This is a genomic window from Paenibacillus sp. P3E, from assembly GCF_001909045.1.
Lineage (GTDB): Bacteria > Bacillota > Bacilli > Paenibacillales > Paenibacillaceae > Paenibacillus_AQ > Paenibacillus_AQ helianthi.
The window spans coordinates 16,818-43,099 of the sequence record NZ_LVWH01000037.1; the positions used below are offsets into that span (position 1 = coordinate 16,818).

Annotated in this window: 26 protein-coding genes and 1 tRNA gene; 25 read left to right on the top strand and 2 right to left on the bottom strand. The window is 46.9% G+C overall.

The genetic code is table 11. The features are described 5' to 3' along the window. Positions 1 to 16: 16 nt before the first annotated feature. From mnmG to A3842_RS05500, 7 genes are all read left to right on the top strand, one after another. Positions 17 to 1,903 carry a tRNA uridine-5-carboxymethylaminomethyl(34) synthesis enzyme MnmG gene (gene mnmG / locus A3842_RS05470; protein ID WP_074086481.1) on the top strand — a complete coding sequence of 629 codons (1,887 nt, stop codon included), beginning with the start codon at positions 17 to 19 and terminating at the stop codon, positions 1,901 to 1,903. A 3-nt stretch (positions 1,904 to 1,906) separates the two neighbouring features. Beyond that, entirely contained in the window at positions 1,907 to 2,629 is a 723-nt protein-coding gene (rsmG, locus tag A3842_RS05475) for a 16S rRNA (guanine(527)-N(7))-methyltransferase RsmG (RefSeq protein ID WP_074086480.1), read from the top strand. Between the two features lie 416 nt (positions 2,630 to 3,045). Further along, positions 3,046 to 3,861 (top strand): nucleoid occlusion protein, encoded by an 816-nt coding sequence (gene noc, locus A3842_RS05480; protein WP_074086479.1) that lies wholly within the window; start codon positions 3,046 to 3,048, stop codon positions 3,859 to 3,861. A 212-nt stretch (positions 3,862 to 4,073) separates the two neighbouring features. After that, positions 4,074 to 4,835 (top strand): ParA family protein, encoded by a 762-nt coding sequence (locus A3842_RS05485; protein ID WP_074086478.1) that lies wholly within the window; start codon positions 4,074 to 4,076, stop codon positions 4,833 to 4,835. Next, positions 4,828 to 5,670: a ParB/RepB/Spo0J family partition protein gene (locus A3842_RS05490; RefSeq protein ID WP_074086477.1), complete on the top strand. Its 843-nt coding sequence runs from the start codon at positions 4,828 to 4,830 to the stop codon at positions 5,668 to 5,670. Before A3842_RS05485 ends, A3842_RS05490 begins: the two co-directional genes overlap by 8 nt. 93 nt (positions 5,671 to 5,763) lie before the next feature. Further along, positions 5,764 to 6,921, top strand: coding sequence for an aminotransferase class V-fold PLP-dependent enzyme (locus A3842_RS05495; protein ID WP_074100754.1), 1,158 nt, complete (start codon positions 5,764 to 5,766; stop codon positions 6,919 to 6,921). 125 nt (positions 6,922 to 7,046) lie between these two features. After that, positions 7,047 to 7,547 (top strand): DUF4446 family protein, encoded by a 501-nt coding sequence (locus tag A3842_RS05500; RefSeq protein ID WP_074086476.1) that lies wholly within the window; start codon positions 7,047 to 7,049, stop codon positions 7,545 to 7,547. Here A3842_RS05500 and yyaC read toward each other — a convergent pair. After that, positions 7,519 to 8,127 carry a spore protease YyaC gene (yyaC, locus tag A3842_RS05505; RefSeq protein WP_074086497.1) on the bottom strand — a complete coding sequence of 203 codons (609 nt, stop codon included), beginning with the start codon at positions 8,125 to 8,127 and terminating at the stop codon, positions 7,519 to 7,521. The genes A3842_RS05500 and yyaC overlap by 29 nt on opposite strands. Before the next feature lie 164 nt (positions 8,128 to 8,291). On the opposite strand from yyaC, the gene A3842_RS05510 reads away from it, so the two are divergent. The 4 genes from A3842_RS05510 to A3842_RS05525 all read left to right on the top strand — a co-directional run bounded on the left by A3842_RS05510 (position 8,292) and on the right by A3842_RS05525 (position 9,932). Then, entirely contained in the window at positions 8,292 to 8,564 is a 273-nt protein-coding gene (locus A3842_RS05510) for a putative Se/S carrier protein (protein WP_074100716.1), read from the top strand. Beyond that, entirely contained in the window at positions 8,557 to 9,585 is a 1,029-nt protein-coding gene (locus A3842_RS05515) for a mechanosensitive ion channel family protein (RefSeq protein WP_074100717.1), read from the top strand. The genes A3842_RS05510 and A3842_RS05515 overlap by 8 nt, the downstream gene beginning before the upstream one ends. Then, positions 9,585 to 9,794 carry a DUF951 domain-containing protein gene (locus A3842_RS05520; protein ID WP_074100718.1) on the top strand — a complete coding sequence of 70 codons (210 nt, stop codon included), beginning with the start codon at positions 9,585 to 9,587 and terminating at the stop codon, positions 9,792 to 9,794. The genes A3842_RS05515 and A3842_RS05520 overlap by 1 nt, the downstream gene beginning before the upstream one ends. A gap of 47 nt (positions 9,795 to 9,841) precedes the next feature. Further along, a tRNA-Ser gene (locus A3842_RS05525) sits at positions 9,842 to 9,932 on the top strand. Positions 9,933 to 10,294: 362 nt separating this feature from the next. On the opposite strand, the gene A3842_RS05530 is transcribed toward A3842_RS05525, so the two are convergent. Continuing rightward, complete coding sequence (locus tag A3842_RS05530; RefSeq protein ID WP_074100719.1) at positions 10,295 to 10,492, bottom strand: YjzC family protein; 198 nt, start codon at positions 10,490 to 10,492, stop codon at positions 10,295 to 10,297. Between the two features lie 220 nt (positions 10,493 to 10,712). Here A3842_RS05530 and rpsF point away from each other — a divergent pair, with 220 nt between their 5' ends. The 14 genes from rpsF to A3842_RS05600 all read left to right on the top strand — a co-directional run bounded on the left by rpsF (position 10,713) and on the right by A3842_RS05600 (position 26,049). After that, a complete protein-coding gene (gene rpsF, locus A3842_RS05535; protein ID WP_074100720.1) occupies positions 10,713 to 10,997 on the top strand; it encodes a 30S ribosomal protein S6 in 285 nt (94 codons plus the stop codon). 47 nt (positions 10,998 to 11,044) lie between these two features. After that, positions 11,045 to 11,545: a single-stranded DNA-binding protein gene (ssb, locus tag A3842_RS05540; protein WP_074086470.1), complete on the top strand. Its 501-nt coding sequence runs from the start codon at positions 11,045 to 11,047 to the stop codon at positions 11,543 to 11,545. A gap of 20 nt (positions 11,546 to 11,565) precedes the next feature. Then, entirely contained in the window at positions 11,566 to 11,838 is a 273-nt protein-coding gene (gene rpsR, locus A3842_RS05545) for a 30S ribosomal protein S18 (RefSeq protein ID WP_019914552.1), read from the top strand. A 541-nt stretch (positions 11,839 to 12,379) separates the two neighbouring features. After that, positions 12,380 to 14,386, top strand: coding sequence for an endonuclease MutS2 (locus A3842_RS05550; protein WP_074100721.1), 2,007 nt, complete (start codon positions 12,380 to 12,382; stop codon positions 14,384 to 14,386). Between the two features lie 231 nt (positions 14,387 to 14,617). Further along, complete coding sequence (gene opp4A, locus A3842_RS05555) at positions 14,618 to 16,330, top strand: oligopeptide ABC transporter substrate-binding protein (RefSeq protein ID WP_083609493.1); 1,713 nt, start codon at positions 14,618 to 14,620, stop codon at positions 16,328 to 16,330. Between the two features lie 403 nt (positions 16,331 to 16,733). Continuing rightward, positions 16,734 to 17,777, top strand: a complete 1,044-nt coding sequence (locus tag A3842_RS05560; protein ID WP_244169802.1) for an LCP family protein — start codon at positions 16,734 to 16,736, stop codon at positions 17,775 to 17,777. A 191-nt stretch (positions 17,778 to 17,968) separates the two neighbouring features. Further along, complete coding sequence (locus tag A3842_RS05565) at positions 17,969 to 18,394, top strand: CBS domain-containing protein (RefSeq protein ID WP_074086468.1); 426 nt, start codon at positions 17,969 to 17,971, stop codon at positions 18,392 to 18,394. A 194-nt stretch (positions 18,395 to 18,588) separates the two neighbouring features. Beyond that, entirely contained in the window at positions 18,589 to 18,891 is a 303-nt protein-coding gene (locus tag A3842_RS05570; protein ID WP_178382299.1) for a MazG-like family protein, read from the top strand. A 6-nt stretch (positions 18,892 to 18,897) separates the two neighbouring features. Continuing rightward, complete coding sequence (locus A3842_RS05575; RefSeq protein ID WP_074100723.1) at positions 18,898 to 19,815, top strand: DUF2232 domain-containing protein; 918 nt, start codon at positions 18,898 to 18,900, stop codon at positions 19,813 to 19,815. A gap of 11 nt (positions 19,816 to 19,826) precedes the next feature. Next, positions 19,827 to 21,833, top strand: a complete 2,007-nt coding sequence (locus A3842_RS05580; RefSeq protein WP_074086466.1) for a DHH family phosphoesterase — start codon at positions 19,827 to 19,829, stop codon at positions 21,831 to 21,833. Continuing rightward, positions 21,830 to 22,276 (top strand): 50S ribosomal protein L9, encoded by a 447-nt coding sequence (gene rplI, locus A3842_RS05585; protein ID WP_074086465.1) that lies wholly within the window; start codon positions 21,830 to 21,832, stop codon positions 22,274 to 22,276. Before A3842_RS05580 ends, rplI begins: the two co-directional genes overlap by 4 nt. A 1-nt stretch (position 22,277) precedes the next feature. After that, on the top strand, positions 22,278 to 23,639 hold the full coding sequence (gene dnaB, locus A3842_RS05590; RefSeq protein ID WP_074086464.1) for a replicative DNA helicase: 1,362 nt from the start codon (positions 22,278 to 22,280) through the stop codon (positions 23,637 to 23,639). Between the two features lie 307 nt (positions 23,640 to 23,946). Next, on the top strand, positions 23,947 to 25,233 hold the full coding sequence (locus A3842_RS05595) for an adenylosuccinate synthase (protein WP_074100724.1): 1,287 nt from the start codon (positions 23,947 to 23,949) through the stop codon (positions 25,231 to 25,233). Between the two features lie 195 nt (positions 25,234 to 25,428). Continuing rightward, positions 25,429 to 26,049 carry a hypothetical protein gene (locus A3842_RS05600; RefSeq protein ID WP_074100756.1) on the top strand — a complete coding sequence of 207 codons (621 nt, stop codon included), beginning with the start codon at positions 25,429 to 25,431 and terminating at the stop codon, positions 26,047 to 26,049. Positions 26,050 to 26,282 lie beyond the last annotated feature (233 nt).

The following is a 26,282-nucleotide window of genomic DNA, read 5'->3' on the forward strand; positions in this document are numbered from 1 at the left end:
CTAGGAGGTAACACCTATGAACTTTGATGGAGGCAGCTATGACGTAGTGGTCATTGGCGCAGGCCATGCCGGCTGCGAGGCTGCACTTGCCGCAGCACGAATGGGCTGCCGCACGCTGATGATTACAATCAATCTGGACATGGTAGCCTTCATGCCATGCAATCCGTCCATTGGCGGGCCCGCCAAAGGGCATGTTGTACGTGAGATCGATGCACTTGGCGGCGAAATGGGCCGGAATATTGATAAGACCTTTATTCAGCTGCGCATGCTTAACACTGGTAAGGGTCCTGCAGTACATGCGCTACGTGCACAAGCAGACAAATTTCTCTATCAGCACGCGATGAAAGAAACGATGGAGAAAACTCCAAATCTGACCCTCCGCCAGGGGATGGTGGAGGAACTGATTGTTGAAAATGGAAATGTTGCCGGTGTCATCACAAAGACAGGAACGGTATACCATAGCAAAACAGTCATTTTGACTACAGGAACTTACCTGCGTGGCAAAGTGATCATGGGTGAGTTGACTTATGAGAGCGGGCCGAACAATCAGCAGCCTTCGGTTAGACTTTCCGAGAATTTGCGCGAACTTGGATTTGAGCTTGTTCGATTTAAGACTGGCACACCACCACGGGTGCATAAGGATACGATTGATTTTTCCAAGACTGAAATTCAGCCTGGGGATGAGAAGCCGAAGTTCTTTTCCTTCGAAACCAAATCATCTGATAATGAACAGTTGCCCTGCTGGCTGACCTACACTTCCGAAGTTACCCATCAGATCATCAATGATAATCTGCACCGGGCTCCGATGTTCACGGGTATTATTGAAGGAACAGGTCCAAGATATTGTCCTTCCATTGAAGACAAGGTGGTGCGTTTCAGTGATAAATCCCAACATCAGATCTTCCTAGAGCCTGAAGGTAAGAACACAGCTGAATATTATGTTCAAGGGTTATCTACCAGTCTTCCTGAAGATGTCCAATTGGCTGTCCTGCGTTCTATTCCTGGGATGGAAAAGGTAGAAATGATGCGCAATGGTTATGCGATTGAATATGATGCAATGGTTCCAACTCAGCTTTGGCCTTCACTGGAAACCAAACGTCTGCCTGGACTATTCACAGCTGGACAGATTAACGGGACATCGGGTTATGAGGAAGCGGCAGGACAAGGGGTTATCGCTGGTATTAATGCGGCCCGCAAGGTACAAGAGAAAGATCCGGTTGTGCTGGACCGTTCACAAGGATATATTGGCGTTCTAATTGACGATTTGGTTACCAAAGGAACCAATGAGCCTTACCGGCTGCTGACATCACGTGCAGAATACCGTCTATTGCTTCGTCATGACAATGCGGATTTGCGTTTGACGCCAATTGGTTATGATATTGGTCTGATTCCTGAACCGCGTTATGAAGCTTTCCTGGAGAAAAAAGAACGGGTAGAGCGTGAAATCATTCGTCTTCGGGAAACCAAGGTGAAGCCTGTCGATGTCAACACTGCACTTTCAGAATATGAATCCGCGCCTATTGTTGATGGAAGTAACCTGTTGACACTGATGCGGCGCCCGGAGCTTACTTACAGTTTCGTGGATCAGGTGTCACCTTCTCCTGAAGGTTTGGATGAAGAAATGAAGGAGCAGGTAGAAATACAGATCAAATATGCCGGGTATATTGAAAAACAGCTTCAGCATGTAGAAAAGCTGCAAAAGATGGAGAAAAAGAGGATTCCAGACGATATCAACTATAATGAAATTCATGGTCTGGCTATGGAAGCCCGGCAAAAGCTGACTAAAATTGCCCCTATCTCTATTGGTCAGGCATCTCGAATTTCTGGTGTAACCCCGGCTGACATTTCAATACTCCTTGTACACTTGGAGCATTATAACCGTGTGACAGCAGCGAAAGGATAATCTATGGATAACACTGCAGCCCAGTTTACTGCTTTACTGCAAGATCAAGGAATCACAATAACACCAAAGCAGTTAGAGCAATTTGAACTTTATTTCAAAGAGCTTGTTTCATGGAATGAGAAAATGAACCTTACCGGCATAACTGAACGTGACCAAGTGTACATGAAGCATTTTTATGATTCACTTTCTCTTTCTTTCTACATGAATATGGAGGATGTGAATAAACTGGCGGATATCGGTTCAGGTGCTGGATTCCCTGGAATTCCCCTGAAAATTTGTTTTCCGCATTTAAAACTTACTATTGTAGATTCGCTTAGCAAACGCATTTCATTTCTCCAACACGTCTGTGATACATTGGAATTGCAAAATGTACAATTGATTCATGGAAGGGCTGAGGATATAGCACGTCAGTTTGTTCACCGTGATGCTTATGATTTGGTAACGGCACGAGCTGTTGCACGATTATCGCTGTTGAATGAATTTTGTCTCCCCTTTACCCGTAAAGATGGAGTTTTCGCGGCGATGAAGGGTAACGATCCTACCGAGGAGTTAACTGAGGCTAAGCGCAGCTTTAAGGAATTGCGTGCTGAACTGCTTAAGGTAGAATCATTTAGTCTTCCTGTTGAAGAATCGGCTCGGCATATTATTTTAATTCACAAAACTGGCGCGACACCAGCAAAATACCCGCGTAAAGCAGGAACACCTGCTAAAGCTCCATTAATTTAATTGTTTCACGTGAAACATTTCCTAAGTCGTTCAGCAAACAAAAAAACGAACCTTTTCTCTCTGGAGAGGCTCGCTTTTTTTGTTTGGGACGAGATTAGCATGAAATGCAGGAAAAATAGGTCTCTTTGGAGAATAGGATTATAGGTTGAAAAGTGATAGAATAATATAGTAAGACTTTTCATGCGTAAGCGATTCAGTCGCTGCAGAATCTCCAATATGTGAAGGATTAAGTCTGGGGTGGTTTTCAGGTTATTTCATTAAATGTATACCTGAAAGCAATGCGTAGTATTGCTGCTCCGGAAGCATACGCTTCTTTTGAGGACGGCGTAGCCGCTTCTACTTGCTGTACGATAAGCTTTTCGCTAGGCAAGGTCAAGAAGATCGTACTATAACGAAATTAGGTGGTTATGAACGGAATGAAAGAACAATTCACCAAGCTTTTTGGATTTACCGAGCGGAGCAGCGGAGAAGAGGTCAAACAGATCCCGGTTCATGAGGTCATCAGTAGTCCTTATCAGCCCCGGACGATTTTTGATGACGAAAAGATAGACGAGCTATGTCAAACTATCAAAACTCATGGGGTTATCCAGCCGATAGTCGTTCGTATACGTGATTCTCAATATGAGATCATTGCAGGAGAGCGACGCTGGCGAGCAGTTAAAAAACTGGGGATGGAAACGATCCCGGCTATTATTCGCGAGTTTAATGATTCACAGGCTGCTTCTATTGCTTTAATAGAAAATTTGCAGCGTGAGAATTTGACCTCAATTGAAGAGGCTATCGCATACCAGAAATTAATCGATCTTCACCAACTGACTCAAGAGAGCCTAGCGCAGCGGCTTGGCAAGAGTCAATCAACCATCGCCAACAAAATCCGCTTGCTAAATCTCCCTGAACAAGTGAAAACAGCATTAATGGAAAGACAAATTACAGAGCGACATGCAAGATCACTGCTATCGCTTGATACAGTTGAAATGCAGCTGAAGGTTCTGGGTGAGATCATTTCCAAAGGGTTGAATGTGAAACAAACGGAAGCGCGTATTGCCTTCTATAAAGCAGTAAATCAAACCAAAAAATCAAAACGGGTTTCCTACACTAAGGATGTTCGTCTCGCTCTTAATACAATTCGTCAATCCATAGATATGGTTTCGGGTTCAGGAATGGAGATTAAAACCTCTGAAAACGACCGCGGTGACCATTATGAGATTGTCATTCAAATTCCAAAACGATAAATGGTTTCAACAAGCTGAAGGCGGCCCTGAGGTGATTGGCCGCCTTTTCTGTGACCTGAACCGGAGTATTGTCAAATAAACAAAATGTGAGTGTTATCTGTATATTTGCTTATATTTTTCGTGAAATTGATGCCATAGCTCAGCAGGCGGTTAATGCCGTTACAACTCACGACCTACAAGATGATTCTTCCTAACAATTCGAGGTGAAATTAGTGTCCAAGATTATTGCTATAGCAAATCAAAAAGGTGGTGTTGGTAAAACAACAACCTCTGTAAACTTAGGTGCCGGAATGGCTACTTTAGGAAAAAGAGTGCTTCTTGTTGATATCGACCCACAAGGAAACACTACAAGCGGCGTTGGCATCAACAAAGCGGATGTAGCAAATTGCATTTATGATATTCTTATTAATGAAGCGAATCCCCAAGAAACGATATTAGAGACACAAATCGATGGTCTCCATATTATTCCAGCAACTATTCAATTGGCAGGTGCGGAAATTGAATTAGTGTCCACTATTTCCAGAGAGCTAAAGCTGAAGAAGGCTTTAAATGCTGTGAAATCGAATTACGACTATATTATTATCGACTGTCCTCCGTCATTGGGTATCCTTACCATAAATTCACTAACCGCAGCTGATTCTGTTATCATTCCAATTCAATGTGAATATTACGCACTGGAGGGTTTGAGCCAACTATTGAATACGGTTCGTTTGGTTCAGAAAAATCTTAATCCTCATCTCAAAATTGAGGGAGTGCTTTTGACAATGCTGGATGCCCGAACGAATCTGGGGATTCAGGTTATCGAGGAAGTAAAGAAGTATTTCCAGGAAAAGGTGTACAGAACGATTATCCCACGTAATGTGAGACTAAGTGAAGCCCCTTCACACGGGCAATCCATTATTACTTATGACAATCGCTCCAAAGGTGCAGAAGTATACCTGGAGTTGGCAAAGGAAGTGATTTCTTATGAGTAAGCGTTTAGGGAAAGGCCTTGATGCATTAATACCATCCCTATCCATCAACGAAGATGATAAGGTTGTGGAGATCCCTTTAGCGCAATTACGGGCGAACCCTTATCAACCGCGTAAGGATTTCAATGAAGAGGCCATTCAGGAATTGGCTGAATCGATAAGACAGCATGGAGTCATACAGCCGATTATCGTTCGGAGCGTTCTCAAAGGCTATGAAATCATTGCCGGCGAGCGTAGATTCAGAGCATCACAGTTTTGTGGTAAAGCAACTATTCCAGCAGTTATCCGTAGTCTAAGCGACCAACAGGTTATGGAAATTGCGCTGATTGAGAATTTGCAGCGTGAAAACTTGAATGCAATGGAGATTGCGGTTGCCTACCAAGGGCTGATGGATCAATTCGCACTTACCCAAGAAGAGCTCTCTTTAAAGGTAGGAAAGTCCAGATCGCATATCGCCAATTTCCTGCGTCTGCTTTCTTTACCGGAAGAGGTGAAGGAATATGTTTCACGTGGAACAATTTCCATGGGACATGCCAGAGCTATTGTAGCACTTAAAGACCCGGAAACTGTTAAACAACTGGCGGAACAATGTGTGGAACAGCAATGGAGTGTTAGAGAGTTGGAAGAGGTTGTTAAGAATTTGGACCGTAAACCAACTGGTGCAATTAAGGCGAAGATAGTAAAGCGCGATCCGTATATTGATAATGTTGAAGAGTTGTTGCGTGAGAGATTCAAAACAACAGTGAAGATAAAGCAGGGTAAGGAAAAAGGGAAAATTGAATTGAACTATTACAGTGCCCAAGACCTGGAAAGATTGTTGGAACTATTGGGCAACTGATATGGATATCTGTGCTGAAAACATATCCTGAGATATCCCTTAAAACGGATATGGAGGGGTATGTTTTTTGATGAAAGGGTGGAGGGTGAGGGAATGGAGGAATTGGTCTATTTGGATCATGCGGCAACCTCGTGGCCAAAACCGCTGGAGGTTGGATCGGCCATGATGGACGCACTGCAAAATTCCGGAGCGAATGCCGGGCGTGGAAATCATTCATTAGCCATAGGAGCCGGGCGTGTACTTGTGAGAGCGCGGAGTAAACTAGCTGAACTCTTTTCTGTCTCCAATGCCCAAAATATTGCCTTCACACACAATACTACAATGGGGCTAAATATGGCCATTAAGGGTACACTTCAACCAGGGGATCATGTTATTACAACAATGACGGAACATAACTCCGTGCGTAGACCTTTGGAGTTTTTGCGTCAAACCCTGGGTATCTCCATTGATTATGTGAAGGTTGATCGTGATGGACAAGTGGATTTGCTTGAATTGCAAAGGACCTTTAAGCCAAATACAAAAATGGTGATATGCAATCACAGCTCTAACCTGTTTGGAAGTATTCTGCCTATTGGTGAGATTGGAGATATTGCCAAATCCAACGGTGCAGTCTTTCTGGTGGATGCTGCTCAAAGTGCAGGTTCATTAACTATTGATGTGAGAAAAATGAATATAGATCTGCTTGCATTTCCAGGACATAAAGGGTTGCTGGGGCCACAAGGTACCGGAGGGCTGTATATAGCGCCAGAGCTGGATCTGATCCCTCTAATGCATGGAGGCACTGGGAGTCAGTCCGAAAATAGCGAACAGCCTACCGTGCGCCCGGATCGGTATGAGGCAGGGACGCAAAACGGGGTGGGGATAGCCGGACTGCTGGCAGGAGTGACGAAGGTGATGTCTCTGGGTCCGGAAAACATCCACCGTCAGGAATGGGAGCTGACTCAGAAGCTCATGGAAGGGCTGTCTGTTATTCCTGGAATGAAGCTGCTCGGGCCGGGAATAGGTTCAGAACGTAGTGGGATAGTATCCTTTGTCATTGAGGGGGAGGATTCAGCGGATATCGCTCATCGCCTCGATCGTAAACATAATATTGCTGTGCGAGCAGGAATGCATTGTACTCCGCTAGCTCATAAAGCTGCATCAACACTCAAAAGTGGGGCTGTAAGGGCAAGCGTCGGTGTCACTTCAACAGATGAGGATGTTCACAGAATGCTGATTGCAATGACAGAAATGTATGGACAGAAAAAATAGTATATCGAGCAAACATATATTGGCCCCATTGCTATACCATGGTTATGTGTGAAAAAGAGGTAGTAAAATGATTGGATACGTGAAATATATTTACACTTATATTTATACAGAAGGATGGTCTGTACATGTCGGAGTTAAATGAAGTGATTACTGAGCAATTGTCGGTATTCATCATGGGGTTTGCATTGATTATCATGGTGCTGGCAATCGTCTTGATTATTCAGGGAGCAAGGATTCGTAAAATGCGGCGGAAATATGAGGCAATGATGACCGGTAATGGTGTGGAAGATCTGGAAAGTCTACTAATCGATCTCAGAAACCAGGGGGACATGCTGGAAGAAACTCAGCGGGAGCACAAGACGATGATTGAGGCAGCACAGGTCAAACTCCGAGGCATGAAGTCAAAGGTTGCAGTGAAACGATACAATGCTTTTGGAGAGCGGGGGAATGACCTGAGCTTCTCGATGGCCATCATTGACGACAACCGGAGTGGTGTTGTCTTGACTAGTCTTCATAACCGTGAAAATTCATATATTTACTCTAAGCCTCTTGAGGGCGGAGAATCGCAATATCCGCTGTCACCCGAAGAAAAGGAAGTTATTGCTCTCGCGTCGCAGCAGATCTAGCGTGAAGGTTCCATTGTCTTAAAGCGGAATAGAGACTGGAAGCGATGATGTCTGACAACCGCATGACTAGACTTAATCTTGTGTTCTGCAGGACAAAATACTCCATAAATCCGCCAACATTCACAATTCCGGTGAGGTGGATATCTCCGACAGGAGGAAGTTGTTTGTTAACTCCCGCTCCGGGTCTTAGTGGACCTTCGACAACCTGAATACATCCGACACTGGCGGAATGGCCCAAGCAGGCATCAATGCCGATGATAAATGGATTTTTGTGTTTTTCGTGAATAAGGGTAAGGGTTTCTTCTAAATTCACTGCGTGTACAGGCTCATCTAAGGTGCCATACAGATGAAACAAGGGGCTGTGAAAGCGGGCTAATGCCGTTCCGACAAGCGGGCCGAGCGAATCGCCCGTTGAGCGGTCTGTACCCACACAGACTATTATGATTGGTGTATCTGAGCGGGTGCGGGAGAAATGAAACAACAGCCGATGTGTAATGGCAGAATAGATATTGGGATCAGCATGTGATATTTTTAAACAAGACGGTTCCGGCAATGAGACAGCTTTAGAAGAAAAATTCATAGGATCTTCCTTTCTGAGACGGAGCGTATGTGAAAATACCAGCAGATAAGCCATAGGATATTCAGGTTTGAGAGCCTGCTGATGATCCTAGTATATGGATGAAAAATGTTTTTTATACTTCACTCGATAGAGATAGGACGATAAACCCAGAAGGAGGCTTGCATATGGAAGAGGAATTGCTGATTGCTTTTGACTCTACGCAACAGGCGCTGCGTGCAGAAATGCTGCTTGAATATGCGGAAATCGATATTGATATCTTCCCCACTCCGAAGGAGATTACTGCCGGGTGTGCAATGTCGATCCAATTCTTTCGGGGAGCACTGGGAGAGGTCCGCAAGATTATAAAGGAACAGGATGTTGAGATACGCGGGATTTTTAGAGCAAATAAGAGTGATGGATATGAATTAATCGGAGAAAAGGAGGGGTTGGATGAATAGGTGGATCCTGGAGTCTATGACTGCCGCCAAGGCTGTGCAAAATGCAGTACAGTTCAAAGATAAGGTGTGGAACGTGGTAACAGATGCTGAAATGTGGGCGAATGTATTATTTGCAGGATTGCGTATTCTTTTAATCTTCATTTTGACCCGAGTTATTATTAAAGTTGTCTCTAAGGTGATTGACCGGTCGATGGAAAGGGAGACACGCGGAAAACTATTAGGGGATAGCCGCAGGTTCTCAACTGTAGGTGGATTACTGAAAAATGTGGTTACGTTCATCTGTAATTTTGTCATGATTATGCTGGTGCTTTCCGAGTTTCATTTCAATCTGGGTCCACTATTGGCAGGGGCTGGTGTAGTCGGACTTGCCATCGGGTTTGGAGCACAAAGTTTGGTCAAGGATGTAATCACAGGCTTCTTTATTATTTTTGAGGACCAGTTCGCTGTTGGTGATGTAATCCAGACAGGAACTTACAAAGGGACCGTAGAGATGATTGGTCTCAGAACGACAAGATTGCTTAGCAGTACTGGGGAAGTACACATTATCCCAAATGGCACCATTATCAACGTTACTAATTATTCACTGGCCAATGCTTTGGCGGTTGTGGATGTTCCGGTGAAGATTGAACGGGGTCTTGAGGGAACGCTGGCTTTGATCGGCGAAGCTCTGAAAGGGATAGAGGAGAGGAATCCAAATGTCGTTGCCTATCCGAAAGTTCTGGGGATTCAGTCCATGAGCACCTCCGAGTATGTGATTCGGGTGGCGGCGAATTGTCTTCCGAATGCCAGAGATGCTGCAGAGCGGCAGATCCAGAGCGATATAAAGCAGGCGCTGGAGAAGCAGAGTGCCCTGGAGACGGCTAAGGCTGAGCAGGAAGCTCGTGAGGAGGCGGCACGGGCTGCAAGGGCTGCAATGGAAGCGGAGGGCCTAGAGGCGGCACAGAGGGGGGATAACTCGGCACAAGCGAGATTGGGCAGACAGGTGGCGGCTACCCATGAAGGAGAAGAGGAGGGTCAGTAATGGAACGGAAGGTTTTTGGACTTGGTGATGTTGTTCTCATGAAAAAGCCGCATCCTTGCGGCACCAATGAAATGGAGATCATTCGTATGGGAATGGATATCCGGATCAAATGTACCGGTTGTCATCATAGTGTCCTCATTCCCCGTGCAAAGTTCGAGAAAAACATGAAAAAGGTGTTGCGTTCAGCCGCGGGAGAAACCAAAGAATAATTGGACTTGCAAAAGTAAAGTTGGCGTGCTACAATAATTCTTGCTGCGGAGAGGTACCCAAGAGGCCCAAGGGGGCTGACTCGAAATCAGTTAGGCGTGTCACAGCGTGCGTGGGTTCGAATCCCACCCTCTCCGCCACTTCAGTACTACATACATTAACTTACGAATCCTCCGTTGACATAACGGAGGATTTTTTTATTTTATGTAATGTCAATTCAACCGAAAAACAAAAGAGGGACCCTTTCAGGTCCCTCTCAAGAGGCAGTACATGGATAACGTTCGGATTTAATCTGTCTATAGCCGCTAAAGTGATGCAGGTTTTGCCAGGCTTATCCCTTTTTTAAGAGGAAGCCTTTACTCTCCCCGACTTACAATAGATGCTGATTCAGAATCCTTGTGATTGTGTTCGTCTACGACGTCCAACGGAACCACACCTCTCTTTTGTACTGCCTGAGAATAGTATGTCTCATGAGGTTTTTTTTATACATGTGATGTAAAAATTAATGAACCCGGGCTTTTTCAACCTTTTTCCACTTGCGGTCTTTATTTGAGGTTTCCGGAAAAGTGTCACCCCTCTTCATTTCAATTCGTTTTGGATTCTGAATTTGGGTATGGAAGCTTCGTGCTTCGCCAACCTCTGTGTAGATGCCCGGATTTGGAGCCTTATCGTCTTTTTCGTATTCGGTTTGCTCGCCCATTTGACCATTCCTCCTTGGATAGAGTGAGTAATTACGGTGTTATTATGCTCGGATCAATGTCTCTTCATGTAGCCTAAAAAGTACCCAATAGCCTTCTTGATAAAAATAACTTGCACTCCTTTGGGCAATTTGGTATATTAATTTGGTGCGAGTCTATGTTTGTGCTCGTTCCTTGCTCCTGACGTGATTAGGGGCCGCAGACCATAAGGAGGTGAAAATTATGCGCAAATATGAAGTCATGTACATTATTCGTCCTGACATTGAACAAGAAGCCGTTCAAGCAGCAGTCGAAAAATTCCAAGGCATCATCTCCAACGGCGGAGAAATTACAAAGCACGATGTGCAAGGTAAACGCCGTCTTGCGTATGAGATCAAGAAATTCCGTGATGGCGTTTTTGTTTTGGTTAACTTTACTGCAGAACCTGCAGTTGTTACCGAATTGGAACGTCTCATGAAGATTTCCGACGAAGTCATTCGTTATCTCATTACGAACGACGTTGCCTAAGATCTTGACAAGCTTTGTAACGAATCGCTTATAAGGAGGGGATTGAATTGTTGAACCGTATCATTCTGATCGGTCGGTTGACCCGTGACCCGGAACTTCGTTATACTCCCGCTGGTGTTGCCGTAACGCAGTTTACGCTTGCCGTAGACCGCAACTTTACGGGCCAGAACGGTGAACGCGAAGCGGACTTCATCCCGGTAGTAACCTGGAGACAGCTGGCTGAGACCTGTGCCAATTACTTGCGCAAAGGGCGTCTGGCAGCCGTGGAAGGCCGCATCCAAGTACGGAATTATGAGAATAACGAAGGAAAACGTGTATACGTTACTGAAGTTATTGCCGATAATGTCCGTTTCCTGGAATCCTCGCAGAATCGTGAAGGTGGCAATGCGCCAAGTGGCGGAAATGTACCAGAAGAACCATCCTATGGTGGCGGCGGTAACAGTGGACGCGGAAATAACAATAATTTCTCGCGTAACAACAATACTCAAGATCCTTTTTCGGGCGATGGAAAACCGATCGATATATCGGACGATGATTTGCCATTTTAATAAGGAAGGACTGAACTGACATGGCTTTCAAACAAAGAGAAGGCGGAGACAACGACAAAAGACCGGCACGTCGTGGTGGACGCAACAAGCGCAAAAAAGTGTGCTACTTCACTGTGAACAAGATTACTCACATTGACTATAAAGACACTGAGCTTCTGAAGAAGTTCATCAGCGAACGCGGAAAGATCTTGCCGCGTCGTGTAACAGGTACAAGTGCTAAATACCAACGCGCTCTGACCATTGCTGTAAAACGCTCGCGTCAAATCGCGCTGCTGCCTTACACAACGGAATAGGACGTTTCATGAAGCAGCCGGCTTAGCCGGCTGCTTTTTTATATTTCAGGGCTGCTTCTGTTTATTGTGCAGGGAATTGACGAAGGTGATGGAATGTAGTAAATTACAGGTATCCTATAACTAAAGGGGAAATTTTGATGTTGGTGAGCGTTCTTAACTAAGCAATTTCATATCATCTAACCCGTAAGCTACATAAGGCCGGCTCTCAGAGTAAAGCGGGCTATGTTTGAGTATGTCCGGAGGGATGTGCTCGTGCTTCAGGGAAGGTGAGTGAATTAGTTAAGGACACACGCGAAGCGTCATATGGCCTCTTTACGGCTAATGTTCTCTTTGTGATTTAACCGTGCTCTTGCAGCACGGTTTTTTCTGTCTTCAGGCTGAATATCCCCAAAGGGGCAAGTGGCTGAAGCACAAAGAGGATTGCAGCAGTAAATGAGGGCAAAGACAGCCGTAGTGGCAGTCTTTGCCCTTTTTTGCGTTACGGACAGATCAGCAGCCCGCCTGAGCGTTCAGGTGAGGGATAAGGGAGGAACATTGAACAATGAATACACAAAGCCAGATCACTCTGCAATATGAGGAAATGAGGGCAGAGCTTGGACGTCACACCGTATCTTATGAAGGGAAAAAGGCGGTAAGCGGCCTTGAGCCTATGACCTATCTTCCGGCCATTCACAGGGCGCTGGATGAAACTGCTGAGGCGAAGGAGCTTTTGGAAAGAGGAGCAAGCGTACCGATTCCCTCCCTTGAGGGAATGGAGAACCTAATGTCGCTGCTAGGAACAGGATATCTGTATAGTGAGAAGGATTTCATGGCAGTATCGGTGTTTCTGCAGAGCTGCAGCCAGCTGCGTAAATACATGAAGGCCAAAGAGCAAACGGCTCCACGGATTGCTTCCTATGCGGCTTCTCTAGTGGAACTGAGAGACGTGCGGGAGGAGATTGAACGCTGTATACGACTAGGGACCATTGATGACCACGCCAGCAAAGGGCTGGAACGGGTCCGGAAACGATTGGCTGTAGCCAAGGATCGCCTGCAGAGGAAGATAGAAGCTGTAATGTCGAGGCACCAGGGAATCCTGCAGGAGAACCTCGTCAGCATGCGCGGTGGGCGGTATGTAATTCCTGTAAAGCGAGAATATCACAAGCAGGTAAAAGGAGCGGTACTGGATCAGTCAACCAGCGGACAGACCGTATTTGTAGAGCCCTATGAGATCGCCTCCATGCAGGGGGAGCTCGAATTGCTGGGGGCTGAGGAGGCTAGGGAAGAGATGCAGATTCTAAGCATGCTGACAGGGCTTTTGGAGAAGGAGCAGGCGGCGCTGCGGCTGAATATTGAAATTACAGGCAACTATGATTTTATTTTCGCCAAAGCCAAATATGCGCGTACAATGGGTGCAAGAAATGTTGCCCTGAATGACCGCGGTTACTTGAGGATGAATGGGGGCCGGCACCCTAATCTGGATGGGATGATTCCAGTGAGTCTGGAATTCGGCAATGGCTACAAGTCCCTTATCATCACCGGACCAAATACGGGCGGCAAAACGGTAGTGCTCAAAACGTTGGGGCTGCTAACCCTAATGGTTCAATCAGGGCTGCTAATCCCTGTAGAGCCAGACAGCGACTTCACTGTGTTCTCGGATGTCATCAGCGTGATTGGCGACGGACAGAGTCTGACACAGTCTCTAAGCACCTTTTCAGCACAGATGAAGAGTATAGAAGGGATGCTTAGAGATGCGGGTAAGGGTGTACTGCTGCTGATTGATGAGCTGGCGGCGGGTACGGACCCTGGAGAAGGCTTCGCACTTTCGATAGCCATTCTCGAGGAACTGAACCGCAAAGGAGCTAATATAATAGTTACTACTCATTTTAATGAACTTAAGGTCTTCGCCGCATCCACCAGCGGGTTCCAAAATGCGCGGATGGAGTTTGACAAGAATACGCTGCAACCGATCTACCAGTTAACTATTGGTGAAGCGGGTGAAAGTTATGCCCTGCAAATTGCCGAAAAATTAGGCATCCCCGAGTCTGTTATCCGGCGCTCGCAGCAGCTTGTAGAAGGGCAGCATGAAGTGGACGGAGATAAAAGGTACTGGAACAACTTTAACCGTTCAGGACACGGCAAATCAGGTGAAGGGTTCAAACATGTGGAAGGGAATGATTCCCCTGAGAAAGAGCTGGCTTCAAGTGTTTCTGCAGGACTGACAGAGGATTTATCAGGAGACCTAAACTCTGCTCAAACAGGTGATGGCAAGGAACAGAAGAAGGAATATGAAGTAGGAGATGCGGTGTATGTGAAGCCACTGGGCAGGACGGGAATCGTCTATGAGGCAAGGGACGGAATGGGAATGGTTGGCGTTATGATTCAAAAGCAAAAAATGAAATTCAATCATAAACGTCTAAAACCATACCTCTCTAAAGAAGAGCTCTATCCGGAGGAATATGATTTTGATATTATTTTCGAGAGTAAGGAAACACGGAAAATGCGTAAGTTGATGCGGAAAAAGCATGTGGAAGGCCTTACTATTATTCATGAGGGGAAGGACGAGTAACCGCAGCAGAAAATGCAAAGGCCTGCCCCTTGGGCAGGCTTTTTTCAAAAAGTATGGATGTTACTACAAGGGCTAGTAGGGTGCGAAGTTGAATTAAGTGCTTCACTTTAGACTGATTATTGTATATCCTCAATATTATAGTCTATAAAGGCTGTAAAGAATGACAATAGAAATGATTAATAAAACAATCTGTGGATAGCGCTTACAATGGAAGAAGGGAAGAATGATATGATGAAGCGCAGATATGGCACACTGGTGCTGGCGATGGCTATGATGCTGTCTGCTTGCAGCGGTATTAGCTCTGAGCGGCTTTCCTATGGAATTCTTTCGAATAATACGTCAGAAGTTCCTGTAGCTGGGGGAACCATCACTTATGGCTACTCCTCTCCGTTTCAAGGGTTGTTTGATCCCGCTTTTTATGAGGGTGAGGACGATTTCCAGGTACTGGAGTTCATTACAGAATCCATGTTTAAGGTAAAAGATGACTTAACCACCGTTCCGGGCATTGCCTCCTGGCAGGAATCAGACGACCACACCGTGTTCACCTTCAAAATAAAGGCGGGTGTCCGCTGGCATAATGGCGATGAGTTAACTGTAGAAGATTGGAAGTTTGCACTGGAGACCATTGCCAGCCCGGAATATACAGGGTCACGGTACTACAGTGTGGAAATGATTAAGGGCGCAGAAGCCTATCATAAAGGGGAAGCCAAGGAGATCAGCGGGATAAAAGTGATTGACCCCTATACACTGAGAATTACGATGAACGGGGTTCGGGTAAATGCACTGGACAACCTGTGGTCCTACCCGATGAATAAAAAGGTTTTCAGCGGAATCGCGGTGAAGGATATGCCGGACAGCGATCCGGTGCGGAAGCATCCTATCGGGATTGGCCCCTTTGAGGTAACAAATATCCAGCCCGGGCAGCTTGTGGAGATGAAGCGATTTGATCATTACTATCAGGGGAAGGCTTTCTTGGACGGAGTGCAGTATAAAGTGTTTGATGATAAGGAAATCGTGAATCTTCTTGAAGAGAATCAAGTGGATATAGCTTCAGCCCCGCGTGATGCTTATGCATCGCTGAAGCAGCTGGACCAGGTGGAGGTTTTGGAATCTCCGGAGCTATCTTACGAATACATAGGATTCAAATTCGGATCTTGGGATAAGGAAACCCAGCAGATTATTATGAATAATCCCAAGTTCGCCGATAAGCGTCTACGGCAGGCCATGTATTACGCACTCGATCGGAAGGGAATTATTGACCAGTACTCCTATGGTCTTGGCAGTCTGATTGAAACTCCGGTTTCCAGCTCAAGCTGGGCTAAGATTCCCAACGCAGAAATCAATACGTATGACTACAATCCGGATACAGCAAAGACACTCCTGGACGAAGCCGGCTATGTGGACAGGGATGGCGATGGATTGCGTGAAGACCCCAAAGGACACTCATTTATAATAAACTACGATGCCATGACCGGAACGACAACCGCTGAAGCAAGAACGCAGGCAATTCTCCAGAATTGGCGCGATGTCGGACTGGATGTCCGGCTGAACGGAGGCAAGCTTAAGGAGCTTAATGACTTCTACGAAGCTGTAGAAAATGACGATCCCTCAGTTGAGCTGTTCAACGGAGTATGGGGGTTGGCCAGCGATCCGGACCCCTCCGGTCTATGGAGAGCGACTGATCTGTGGAATTATCCACGGTACAGTTCAAAGCGTAGTGAAGATTTGATCCGTGAAGGCGTAGGAATCAAATCCTATGATAAAGAGTACCGCAAGCAGGTCTACTATGAATGGCAAAAATTAATCAACGAGGAAGTGCCGATGATCTTTTTTGCCGAACGCACAAATATTACGGCCGTTAACAAACGTCTGCAGAACGTTCGGGTAAATTCCATGAGCACTATTATTGAACCACAGACTTGGTGGATTAAGGAAGAGGATTGAATTGAAGCAAAGCTGGGGAGTCGCTGCCTGTGGAAGGCGGACCTTGCAGTTTTGCTTCTTTTTTATTAATTCTGCATCAAAATGAAGTTTCATTCGTCATATCCTTTATGGATTGCAAGTAGCTCCAGCACTAAACATGTCGTTATTTGTTGTTTCTTTTTTAGCGGCAAGTGATTACAATAGAAATATTGTTTATGTGTCAAAGCCGTTTTCCATGTTTATTCTACAAATAGAATGACCCGAATTCCAGAAAGGGGGGAAACATAATAATACCGAATCGGTCAAAATCTTAACAGCTAAGAAAAGCACAACCATGACTGCTTGGTGCGCTCCAGGCAAGCATTGTAAATAGATCGCAAGCAATCATATAACCATTCCACCATAAAGAAGGAATCAAAAAATCATGAAAAAAATCAAAAAAATAAAGACAAGATACATCATCATCATTGCTGCACTTGTAGTATTAATCGGTGGAGGATTTCTATTCCAAAAACAGCTGGCGGTACTGGCCTTTGATCTATTTTTGTCGGATCGGGTCGAGAATAAGCTCTCCCAGAAATCTTACCAGCCTCTAGTGAATGATGGGAATACGACGATAAAACCCGAGCCTGTTGTGTACAAAAGCGACCCGTTTTCTCTAATGCTGCTGGGTACGGACCAGCGTAAAAATGAAACGGCCCGTTCTGATACGATGATCTACGCGGTTATCCGGCCTGAAGATTATAAAATTCTACTGATCTCTATTCCACGGGACACGTACACCGAGATCATCGGACACGATGACAACAAAAAGGATAAAATTACGCATGCCTATGCGTTCGGGGGCCAGAAGATGGCCAAGGATACGCTGGAGAACCTGCTTGGACACGACATTCAATATTATGCCACTATAAATTTCCAGGGCCTAAAGGATGCGGTTGATGCCATTGGCGGTGTACCGCTGCCGATCAAAAAAGACATTGTGAACAAGGGTAAGGATCATGAGAAATTCACTATTGAAGGCGGCAAATCCAATTATAATGGTGAAGAGGCCCTCAACTATACGCGCTACCGTGAAGACAGTGACTTTAACCGTACGAAACGGCAACAGGTATTCATTGATGTAGTTGCGAACAAGATGCTGTCCATCAGCCAAATCGGGAACATCCCCGAGCTGCTGGATATTATGGGCGACAATTTCAAGACGGATATTGCGCCGTCTACAATTATTAGTCTGGCCAGAAAATTCATGGGCGGAAAAGATATGGATATTTCCAGTTTTACCGTGATGGGTGAGGGCAAACGCATCGGCGGTGTGTATTATGATATCGTTGATGAAAAGGACCTGACTGAAGCCAAAGCGATGATCGACAACTGGATGAATGCCAGCACACCGGTGGATCAATTAATCGAACCGGGCAAAGCACAAAATGCACTGGAGCCTGCGGCTACATCCGCAGCACAGTAATTCCTTCGTAAAAGAATAAGCAATGATAGCAGCAGCCATACGCAATCTTAATGGCTGCTGCTTACTGTTCTCATGCTATAATAAAATGGAACGAATGATTGGCTAAAGACGTATAATTACGGATGGCCCTTGCTTCAAGGAAAGGGTAAGGCATAATAATTCCTTCGGAACTCTTTGAGGAGGATCAAGAGATGAATATTGCGTTTTTTTTACTTCCGAAACAGGAGGTGGCGTGCGTGACCCTCGATTCAACGCTGCGTCAGACTCTGGAACGGATGGAGTTCCACCGCTATACTGCTGTGCCGATTCTGAACCGGAACGGGGAATATGCAGGAACAGTAACGGAAGGTGATCTGCTCTGGTATATGAAGGATTCGGGTGGGGCGGTGACGTTCGAAAATGCTTCCAAATTTCTGCTGAAGGATGTGCCGCTGCGGATGAATAATCTGCCGGTATCCATTGATGCGGATATGGAGGATCTAATCAATTTAGCCAAGGTACAGAACTTTGTGCCTGTTGTCGATGACATGAACCGGTTCATTGGTATCGTACGCCGGAGTCAAATTATTGAATATTGTGAAAAGGTTGTTTCACGCCAGTCACAGGAATCGGTGTAAGCCATCTTATTTTGTTTTGCGACCTGAGGCAGTATGGATCAAGGCCTGTATTTCCGGCGAGCACGGAATGCGGGCCTTTTTTGAAAAGTACAGCGAGTACTTCCGGGACGGTGGACGTCCCGTGTAGCTGGGAATTATTTATGCTATAATGGAGAATAATGCTTTTTGCCGGAGGTAGAGAGACTGTGCCCAATGTGCCGAAGGATTTGGATGTAGCCAAACGCGCCAAGGTAATTGAATGGTTGAAGACCGAAGTTATTGATCAAGTCTCACGGTTGTTCAAAGCGCTCTGGGAAGGCAGTACCTCGCGTGTGGGAGACAGTCTGGCCAGCCTGATTATGAGTTCTTATATTTTGGGTCGCAGGCTTGGAATCCCCTATCGTGAACTCGACGATCTGCTGATTGAAAAGCTCAGAAAACACAGGCAGGAAGGGCATCAATTGGAAGAATGGTACCAGGATATATCTGCATTAGAAGAACATATGCGTAAGAGGTGAATACTGTTGAAATTTCGCTGGACATCGGTGGCATGGAGCATAGTGTATCTGCTGTTGCTGCTCTCATTATCAACCCCATTGCTCATTATCACTACATTATTTATGATTATTCCGGCAGTAGTGCTGTTCACTACTCTGAATACGAAGCAGTTTATTCTCCATATTCTGCCCGTGCTGCTGATTGTCGGTCTGATTACACCCGTCTATGTCTTGATAGCGGTCTATTTCTTGATACCCGCACTAGTGATGGGGCGCTGGTACAAGAAACGTTCATCAGCGATGTCTACACTGCTCGCCGGAATGATCACCATTCTTGGTGAATTTCTGTTGCTGCTGCTGTTAGGAACCGCATTATTCAATTTTGACCTTACCACCTATGTGAATGATGTGCTGCAGATGGTGAATTCACCGCTGTCGGAACTGGGGGCCAGCAATCCTCTGATTTCGGAATTGAAGCTCTCTTCCGAGGATGTTAATACGATTAGCCATATGACTGTGCAGATTATCCCAATGACATTGATCATCAGCTCATTCATGATAGCCGTGATCACACATTCCATTGTCCGTCCGATTCTGAATAGTATGGAATATGCAGTTCCGCGAATGAAGCCAGCCCGTGACTGGAGACTTCCAAGATCGTTCATCTGGTATTATCTGCTGGGTGTAGTGCTTAGCCTTATGTTTGGGGGATCAGACAGCGGATTCATGCCGATGATTTCCGACAATCTGCTGCCGTTATTGCGGATAGGTTTTATCATTCAGGCCATCGGCTTCCTTTTCTTCCTGGTCTACGAGCGGAAATGGAGCAAGGTTGTGGCACTCCTGCTGTCGATTCCCGTTATTTTTATGCCGGGGCTGTGGATCATCGGTATAGTTGACCTGGCGTTCCCGCTGCGCGAGCTTGTGACGAAATCGAAACGATAGGGTGAGAGCTCATGCCAAAATTTCTGCAAAGACGCTGGCACGGCTATCATACCGTATGGGCGTTTATGCTGCTGCTGCTGCTGATCATAGTAGTCAGTGTCTATAATTGGGTTATTGGTGTCGCCAGTCTGTTTCTGGCAGGGACCCTCTGCTTCTCTATGCTGCAGGCAGAACTCTCGTTCCGCCGGAATCTGGTGGAATATATCAATGGGCTATCCTTTCGCATCAAGCGCGTGGAGGGGGAAGCGGTCGGAATGCTTCCACTCGGCATTATTCTGTACAGTGAGGACCGGAAAGTAGAGTGGAACAACCGCAGTGCCGGTGATATTTTCTCACGCAAATCTTTGGTTGGGGATGAAATGGAGGAGTTGCTGCCCGATATTATGCCCTCCCTTGCCACTCATGTGCCGGTTAAGAGGGAAGTCTCCAAAGATAACAGTCTGAAGGATATCCGTCAGGAGATTGCTGTCGATGAACGTTATTATCAGGTCGTCGTAATCCCTAGTGAGCGAATGCTGTATTTGTATGATATCACTGAGCTTGTGGTGCTGCGCGAACGTTACGAAGAAGAGAAGCTCGCGATCGGCATCGTGATGATGGATAATCTGGATGAAGCGGCTCAGGGGATGGACGATCAGCAACGTACCTCGCTGATCGCCAAGGTAGCGAGTGAGATTACGGAGTGGAGCAAGCAGTTTGAAGTATACCTGCGCCGGTTGTCTTCGGAGCGGTACCTCATGTTGCTTAATCACCGTAGCCTGCAGGCGCTCGAGGAGAGCCGGTTCGTCATTCTGGACGAGGTGCGGGAGATGACCGCTGATCTCAAGGTGCCCATGACGCTTAGCATCGGACTTGCCTACGGTTCAGAATCGGCCAGCGAGCTGGGAGCACTGGCGCAGTCCAGTCTTGATATGGCACTTGGCCGGGGCGGCGATCAGGCGGCCGTGAAGGCGGGCCAGCGGCTGTCTTTCTATGGCGGTAAGAGTAATGCAGCTGAGAAGCGTACGAGAGTGCGGGCCCGTGTTATTGCCCACGCCCTGCGAGACCTGATGCAGGAAAGCGACCGGGTGCTGATCATGGGCCACCGGACGCCAGACATCGATGCTGTAGGAGCTGCGATTGGTCTGCTCAAAGCAGCGCAAATGTACAATGTAGAAGCTAACATTGTGATGGAGACGCCGAATCCTTCGATTACCCGGATGATGGAGCAAATCCGCCGGGATGAGGAATTGAACAAAGCTTTTATTTCTACAGAACAAGCGCTGCAGATCATGACGGAGCATACACTGCTGATCGTAGTGGATACCCATAAGGCCTCGATGACCATGGAACCCCGCCTGGTGCAGTATGCCAGCCGGATAGTGGTCGTTGACCATCACCGCAGAGGTGAAGAGTTCATCAACGATGCTGTGCTGGTCTATCTGGAGCCGTATGCCTCATCTACGTGCGAGCTGGTTACAGAGCTTCTGCAGTATATTCATGACAAGATCAAGCTCAGCCCGCTGGAAGCTACAATGCTCCTGGCCGGAATTACGGTGGACACCAAGCATTTTGCGCTACACACCGGCTCTCGCACCTTTGAAGCGGCAGGATTTCTGCGGCGGGTCGGTGCAGACACGATTCTGATTCAGCGTATGCTGAAGGAGGATCTGCAGGAGTATATTTCAAAAGCGGAAATTATCAAACATGCCCGGATGGTGTATGATCATATAGCACTGGTTGTCACGGCTCCGGGAATGAAGATTCCGCAGCTGCTGATTGCCCAGACGGCGGATACGCTACTGGGCATGACGAACGTGGTGGCTTCATTCGTTATCAGCGAACGGCCTGACGGCCTCATTGGCATCAGCGCGCGGTCACTCGGGCGGATGAACGTGCAGGTAGTTATGGAAAAGCTGGGAGGTGGCGGACACTTGTCCAATGCTGCCGTTCAGCTAGAAGGAACAAGCAAGGAAGCAGAAGCCAGACTGCTTGCAGTACTGGCTGAAATTGAAGCGAAAGAGGGGCTGTTCGAATGAAGGTCATTTTCATAAAAGATGTTAAGGGTCAGGGCAAGAAGGGGCAAGTTAAAGAGGTATCAGAGGGTTATGCAGCCAACTTCCTGCTGCCGCGTGGACTGGTTCGCCCGGCTACTGAAGGCAATGTGAAGACTCTGGAGAATCAGGCAGCTGCTGAGCAGCGCCGCAAGGATCAGGAGAAAGAGGAAGCCGTTCAGCTGGGCAAGAAGCTGGACGAGCTGACATTGACTCTAAAAGCCAAAGCTGGCGAAGGCGGCCGGCTGTTCGGTGCCATCACAAGCAAGCAAATTGGCGAAACCCTCGCAGCAACCCAGGGGATTTCGATAGATAAGCGTAAAATTGAACTGAATGATCCGATTCGCCATGTGGGTACATTTCAGGTGACGGTGAAGCTGCATACTGAAGTAAAGGCTAACCTCACGGTTCAGGTAACGGAGGAGTAAGATGGGTGGAGATCTCTTTTTCGATCGGATTCCCCCGCAGAACCTGGAGGCAGAGCAGGCTGTAATCGGTGCTGTGCTCCTGCAGGATGAGGCGCTGATTACCGCGATGGAGCGGGTGAATACCGAAGACTTCTACGATAAACCGCATCAGATGATATTTGAAGCGATGGTGCAGCTCGGAGAAGAGAGCCAGCCGATTGACCTGGTTACACTGACGTCCAGACTGCAGGACAAGGGACAGCTTGAGGATATCGGCGGTGTCAGCTATCTGGCGAAGCTGGCGCATGCGGTGCCGACTGCAGCCAACGTTGAATACTATGCCCAAATTATCGAAGAGAAGGCGATGCTGCGGCGCTTGATCCGTACCGCGACGCAGATTGTCAGTGAAGGTTATACCGGCGGAGAAGATGTAGGTGGTATGCTCAGCGATGCCGAGCGGCGGATTCTTGAAATCTCTAACCGGCGCAGCGGCAGCGGATTTATTGCCATCCGTGATGTGCTCATGCAGGTATTCGACCGGGTGGAGCTGCTCCATCAGAACAAGGGGGGGACCTCCGGGATTCCTACCGGATTCGTGGACCTTGACCATATGACTAACGGCTTTCAGCGGAATGACCTGATTATTGTGGCTGCCCGTCCTTCTGTAGGGAAAACAGCGTTCGCCCTGAATATTGCCCAGAATGTAGCGGTTCGGGCCAAAGAGACTGTCGCTATTTTCAGTCTGGAAATGTCGGCGCCGCAGCTGGTTCAACGTATGATTTGTGCTGAAGCGAATCTGGATGCCAATATTATGCGTACTGGTGACTTCAAAAGTGATGATGACTGGTCGAAGCTGACGATGGGAATTCAATCTTTGTCCGAAGCGGAAATCTATATTGATGATACTCCCGGTATTACGGTTACGGATATTCGTGCAAAATGCCGAAGACTGAAGAAGGAAAAAGGTCTGGGCATGATTGTCATTGACTATTTGCAGCTCATTCAGGGGCGCGGCAAGGGCGGTGAGAACCGTCAGCAGGAAGTCTCGGAGATCTCCCGTACTTTGAAGCAGATTGCCCGTGAGCTGGATGTACCGGTGATTGCTTTGTCTCAGCTCAGCCGTGGTGTGGAGCAGCGTCAGGATAAACGTCCGATGATGAGTGACCTTCGTGAATCGGGCTCGATTGAGCAGGATGCCGATATCGTGGCCTTCCTGTATCGTGATGATTACTATAATCAGGATACTGAAAAGAAGAATATCATCGAAATTATTATTGCCAAACAGCGTAATGGTCCTGTAGGCACCGTAGAGCTGGTGTTCCTGAAAAATTTCAACAAATTCGTCAACTACGAGCGTGCTCATAACGAACCGTTTGCAGGTTAGGCATTTTTTGTACAATATCCGAACGATCACACATTTCCTTGTGAGATCGTTCGTTTTTATTTGACTTTAAAAAGTACCGCTGTTACACTGGTTATTGTGCTTTAGCGGGTTAAACCGCCGGGCGTCCGGAGGGCTGCGTACATAAGAAGCGAGTACAGAGCCCATATTACAAGTGGAAACGGCTTCGCTGTCCTAAAGGGACGGCGGGTTTCAGCGGGAAATAGAAGGATAATTTATAGCTTAATCATATAGATTCTTCTATTTTGAAAAATAATGGTGCTAAGCGAGCACCTACGGAGGAATGAACATGTCAACGGTAGTCGTCGTGGGAACACAATGGGGAGACGAAGGCAAAGGCAAGATCACGGATTTTCTGGCAGAGAGCGCAGATGTGGTCGCCCGGTATCAAGGGGGTAACAATGCCGGTCACACGATTCTGATTGACGGGAAGAAGTTCAAGCTGAGCTTGATTCCATCAGGAGTATTTTATAAAGAGAAAACTTGTGTCATCGGTAACGGAATGGTTATCAACCCTGAAGCGCTGATTCAAGAAATTAATTATATTCATGAGAACGGCTTCGACACCAAGAATCTGGTGATCAGTGACCGCGCCCATGTCATCATGCCATATCATATGCTGCTGGATGCGCTGGAAGAGGACCGTAAAGGCCCGAACAAAATCGGCACTACCCGCAAAGGGATTGGCCCGGCTTACATGGATAAGGCCGCCCGTAACGGTATCCGCATTGCTGATCTGATGGATGCAGAAGAGTTCGAGCTGAGACTGCGCCACCTAATGGAAGAAAAGAACCAGGTAATTACTCAGGTCTATGGAGCGGAAGCGCTGGACGTAGAAGAAATTCTGACCCAATATCTGGAGTACGCAGAAGTGCTCCGAGGCTATGTTACGGATACCTCTGTAGTGCTGAACGAGGCCATTGATGCCGATTCCCGTGTGCTGTTCGAAGGCGCGCAGGGTGTAATGCTTGATATTGACCAAGGCACGTATCCATTTGTTACTTCTTCCAATCCATCGGCAGGCGGCGTCTGCATCGGTTCAGGTGTAGGACCGTCCAAGATTAAGCAGGTTATCGGTGTAGCCAAGTCCTATACTACCCGTGTTGGTGATGGACCGTTCCCAACCGAGTTGAACGATTCGATTGGCGACTACATCCGTGAAACTGGTCATGAGTATGGTACCGTAACGGGACGTGCACGCCGCGTAGGCTGGTTCGACAGTGTAGTGGTGCGTCATGCCCGGCGCGTCAGCGGAATTACCGGTCTGTCCTTGAACTCACTTGACGTACTTAGTGGTCTCGAAACCGTAAAGATCTGCACAGGTTATAAATACCGTGGAGAAGTGATTACCCACTATCCGGCCTCACTGAAAATGCTGGCAGAATGCGAAGCCGTCTATGAGGAGCTTCCAGGCTGGAGTGAGGATATCACTTCGGCGAAGACGCTGGAAGACCTGCCGGTGAATACACGGAAATATGTTGAACGGGTGTCGGAGCTTACAGGCATTCCGATCTCGATCTTCTCCGTAGGCCGTAACCGTGAGCAGACCAATCAAGTACTTCCAATCTATATCTAGATCGAATATAAGATTCATCCTCTGAGGGGCCTCTATTGAGGCTCCTTTTTATTTGTTACTGGCGATAATCAAAGAGTCTCTATATCGGTTCAGACGTTTCTCTTGCAGCGTTCTAGTCAATACTGAAAGGATAGAAGGACCCGAGGCCTGATATTCCTGAGATTGGCCATGAACAGAAGCAAGGGAGAGATGAAGATGAAAATGGTAAAGCGTACACTTGCTGTCTGCCTGATTGTGGTGCTGGCCAGTGCACTGTCTATTCTGACTACAGCCTATGTGGTGAATACGTATATCCGGTCGGTGCTCGCAAGCTTCGACATTAAGCTGGATGGCCCAGGGCCGGGGATCGGCGGATTTATGAAGAGTCTGACCGGTATGGACACAAAACCTCCGGCGCCAGTTACAGCTGAGGATAAAGAAACTGCAGTGCCAGACAGTAGCAAAACGGAAGAAGGTAAACCAAATACGACTGGCGGTAAAAGTGGAGAGAAAACGGTGGAGGAAGATGCCCCTAAGGATGCCCTGCCTGTGATGGGCGAAGCCGCCAGTGAACAGGAATTGGTAATGACACCGGAGGCCATGCTGAATTTGAAGGAGAATCTGCCTGCTGATGAAAAAACCAATATTTTCAATATTTTAATGGCTAAGCTGCCTCAGGAGGAAATGCAAAAGATATCCAAGGCCATGGAAGATGGGCTAACAGAGAGTGAAGTCCAGGAACTGCAGCAGGTCATAGCGAAATACGTAGATCAAAAGGAATATGAGACCTTAATGAAAATGCTTACACCAAACAGCAAGGATAGTCCACAAAATTAATAAATGTCACTTTTTGGACACTGGAAGGCTGTTTATGCGTCATATTTCTGGAATAAACCCGCGATTTTCGCGGGTTTTGTTGTGTTTGGAAAGTTGAAATTTTTCTCCTGGCTGTGGTACAGTAAAAAAGGACTATAAGGGGTTAATTTTTTGTAACCTTTTTCAGGTACCTCACAACATGATCATTCGTACTCATGCAAATAGATAAATAGATGCTGCAGCATATATAAAAG

Excerpts from the sequence above, each read along its gene's own strand:
- rplI (WP_074086465.1), top strand. The coding sequence starts at position 21,830 with ATGAAGGTCATTTTCATAAAAGATGTTAAGGGTCAGGGCAAGAAGGGG.
- dnaB (WP_074086464.1), top strand. The coding sequence starts at position 22,278 with ATGGGTGGAGATCTCTTTTTCGATCGGATTCCCCCGCAGAACCTGGAG.
- yyaC (WP_074086497.1), bottom strand. The coding sequence starts at position 8,127 with ATGAATTTTTCTTCTAAAGCTGTCTCATTGCCGGAACCGTCTTGTTTA.
- rpsR (WP_019914552.1), top strand. The coding sequence starts at position 11,566 with ATGGCTTTCAAACAAAGAGAAGGCGGAGACAACGACAAAAGACCGGCA.
- A3842_RS05500 (WP_074086476.1), top strand. The coding sequence starts at position 7,047 with ATGTCGGAGTTAAATGAAGTGATTACTGAGCAATTGTCGGTATTCATC.
- rpsF (WP_074100720.1), top strand. The coding sequence starts at position 10,713 with ATGCGCAAATATGAAGTCATGTACATTATTCGTCCTGACATTGAACAA.
- A3842_RS05560 (WP_244169802.1), top strand. The coding sequence starts at position 16,734 with ATGAAAAAAATCAAAAAAATAAAGACAAGATACATCATCATCATTGCT.
- A3842_RS05495 (WP_074100754.1), top strand. The coding sequence starts at position 5,764 with ATGGAGGAATTGGTCTATTTGGATCATGCGGCAACCTCGTGGCCAAAA.
- A3842_RS05565 (WP_074086468.1), top strand. The coding sequence starts at position 17,969 with ATGAATATTGCGTTTTTTTTACTTCCGAAACAGGAGGTGGCGTGCGTG.
- A3842_RS05515 (WP_074100717.1), top strand. The coding sequence starts at position 8,557 with ATGAATAGGTGGATCCTGGAGTCTATGACTGCCGCCAAGGCTGTGCAA.
- rsmG (WP_074086480.1), top strand. The coding sequence starts at position 1,907 with ATGGATAACACTGCAGCCCAGTTTACTGCTTTACTGCAAGATCAAGGA.
- mnmG (WP_074086481.1), top strand. The coding sequence starts at position 17 with ATGAACTTTGATGGAGGCAGCTATGACGTAGTGGTCATTGGCGCAGGC.
- A3842_RS05595 (WP_074100724.1), top strand. The coding sequence starts at position 23,947 with ATGTCAACGGTAGTCGTCGTGGGAACACAATGGGGAGACGAAGGCAAA.
- opp4A (WP_083609493.1), top strand. The coding sequence starts at position 14,618 with ATGAAGCGCAGATATGGCACACTGGTGCTGGCGATGGCTATGATGCTG.
- A3842_RS05490 (WP_074086477.1), top strand. The coding sequence starts at position 4,828 with ATGAGTAAGCGTTTAGGGAAAGGCCTTGATGCATTAATACCATCCCTA.
- A3842_RS05600 (WP_074100756.1), top strand. The coding sequence starts at position 25,429 with ATGAAAATGGTAAAGCGTACACTTGCTGTCTGCCTGATTGTGGTGCTG.
- A3842_RS05530 (WP_074100719.1), bottom strand. The coding sequence starts at position 10,492 with ATGGGCGAGCAAACCGAATACGAAAAAGACGATAAGGCTCCAAATCCG.
- A3842_RS05510 (WP_074100716.1), top strand. The coding sequence starts at position 8,292 with ATGGAAGAGGAATTGCTGATTGCTTTTGACTCTACGCAACAGGCGCTG.
- noc (WP_074086479.1), top strand. The coding sequence starts at position 3,046 with ATGAAAGAACAATTCACCAAGCTTTTTGGATTTACCGAGCGGAGCAGC.
- A3842_RS05580 (WP_074086466.1), top strand. The coding sequence starts at position 19,827 with ATGCCAAAATTTCTGCAAAGACGCTGGCACGGCTATCATACCGTATGG.
- A3842_RS05520 (WP_074100718.1), top strand. The coding sequence starts at position 9,585 with ATGGAACGGAAGGTTTTTGGACTTGGTGATGTTGTTCTCATGAAAAAG.
- A3842_RS05550 (WP_074100721.1), top strand. The coding sequence starts at position 12,380 with ATGAATACACAAAGCCAGATCACTCTGCAATATGAGGAAATGAGGGCA.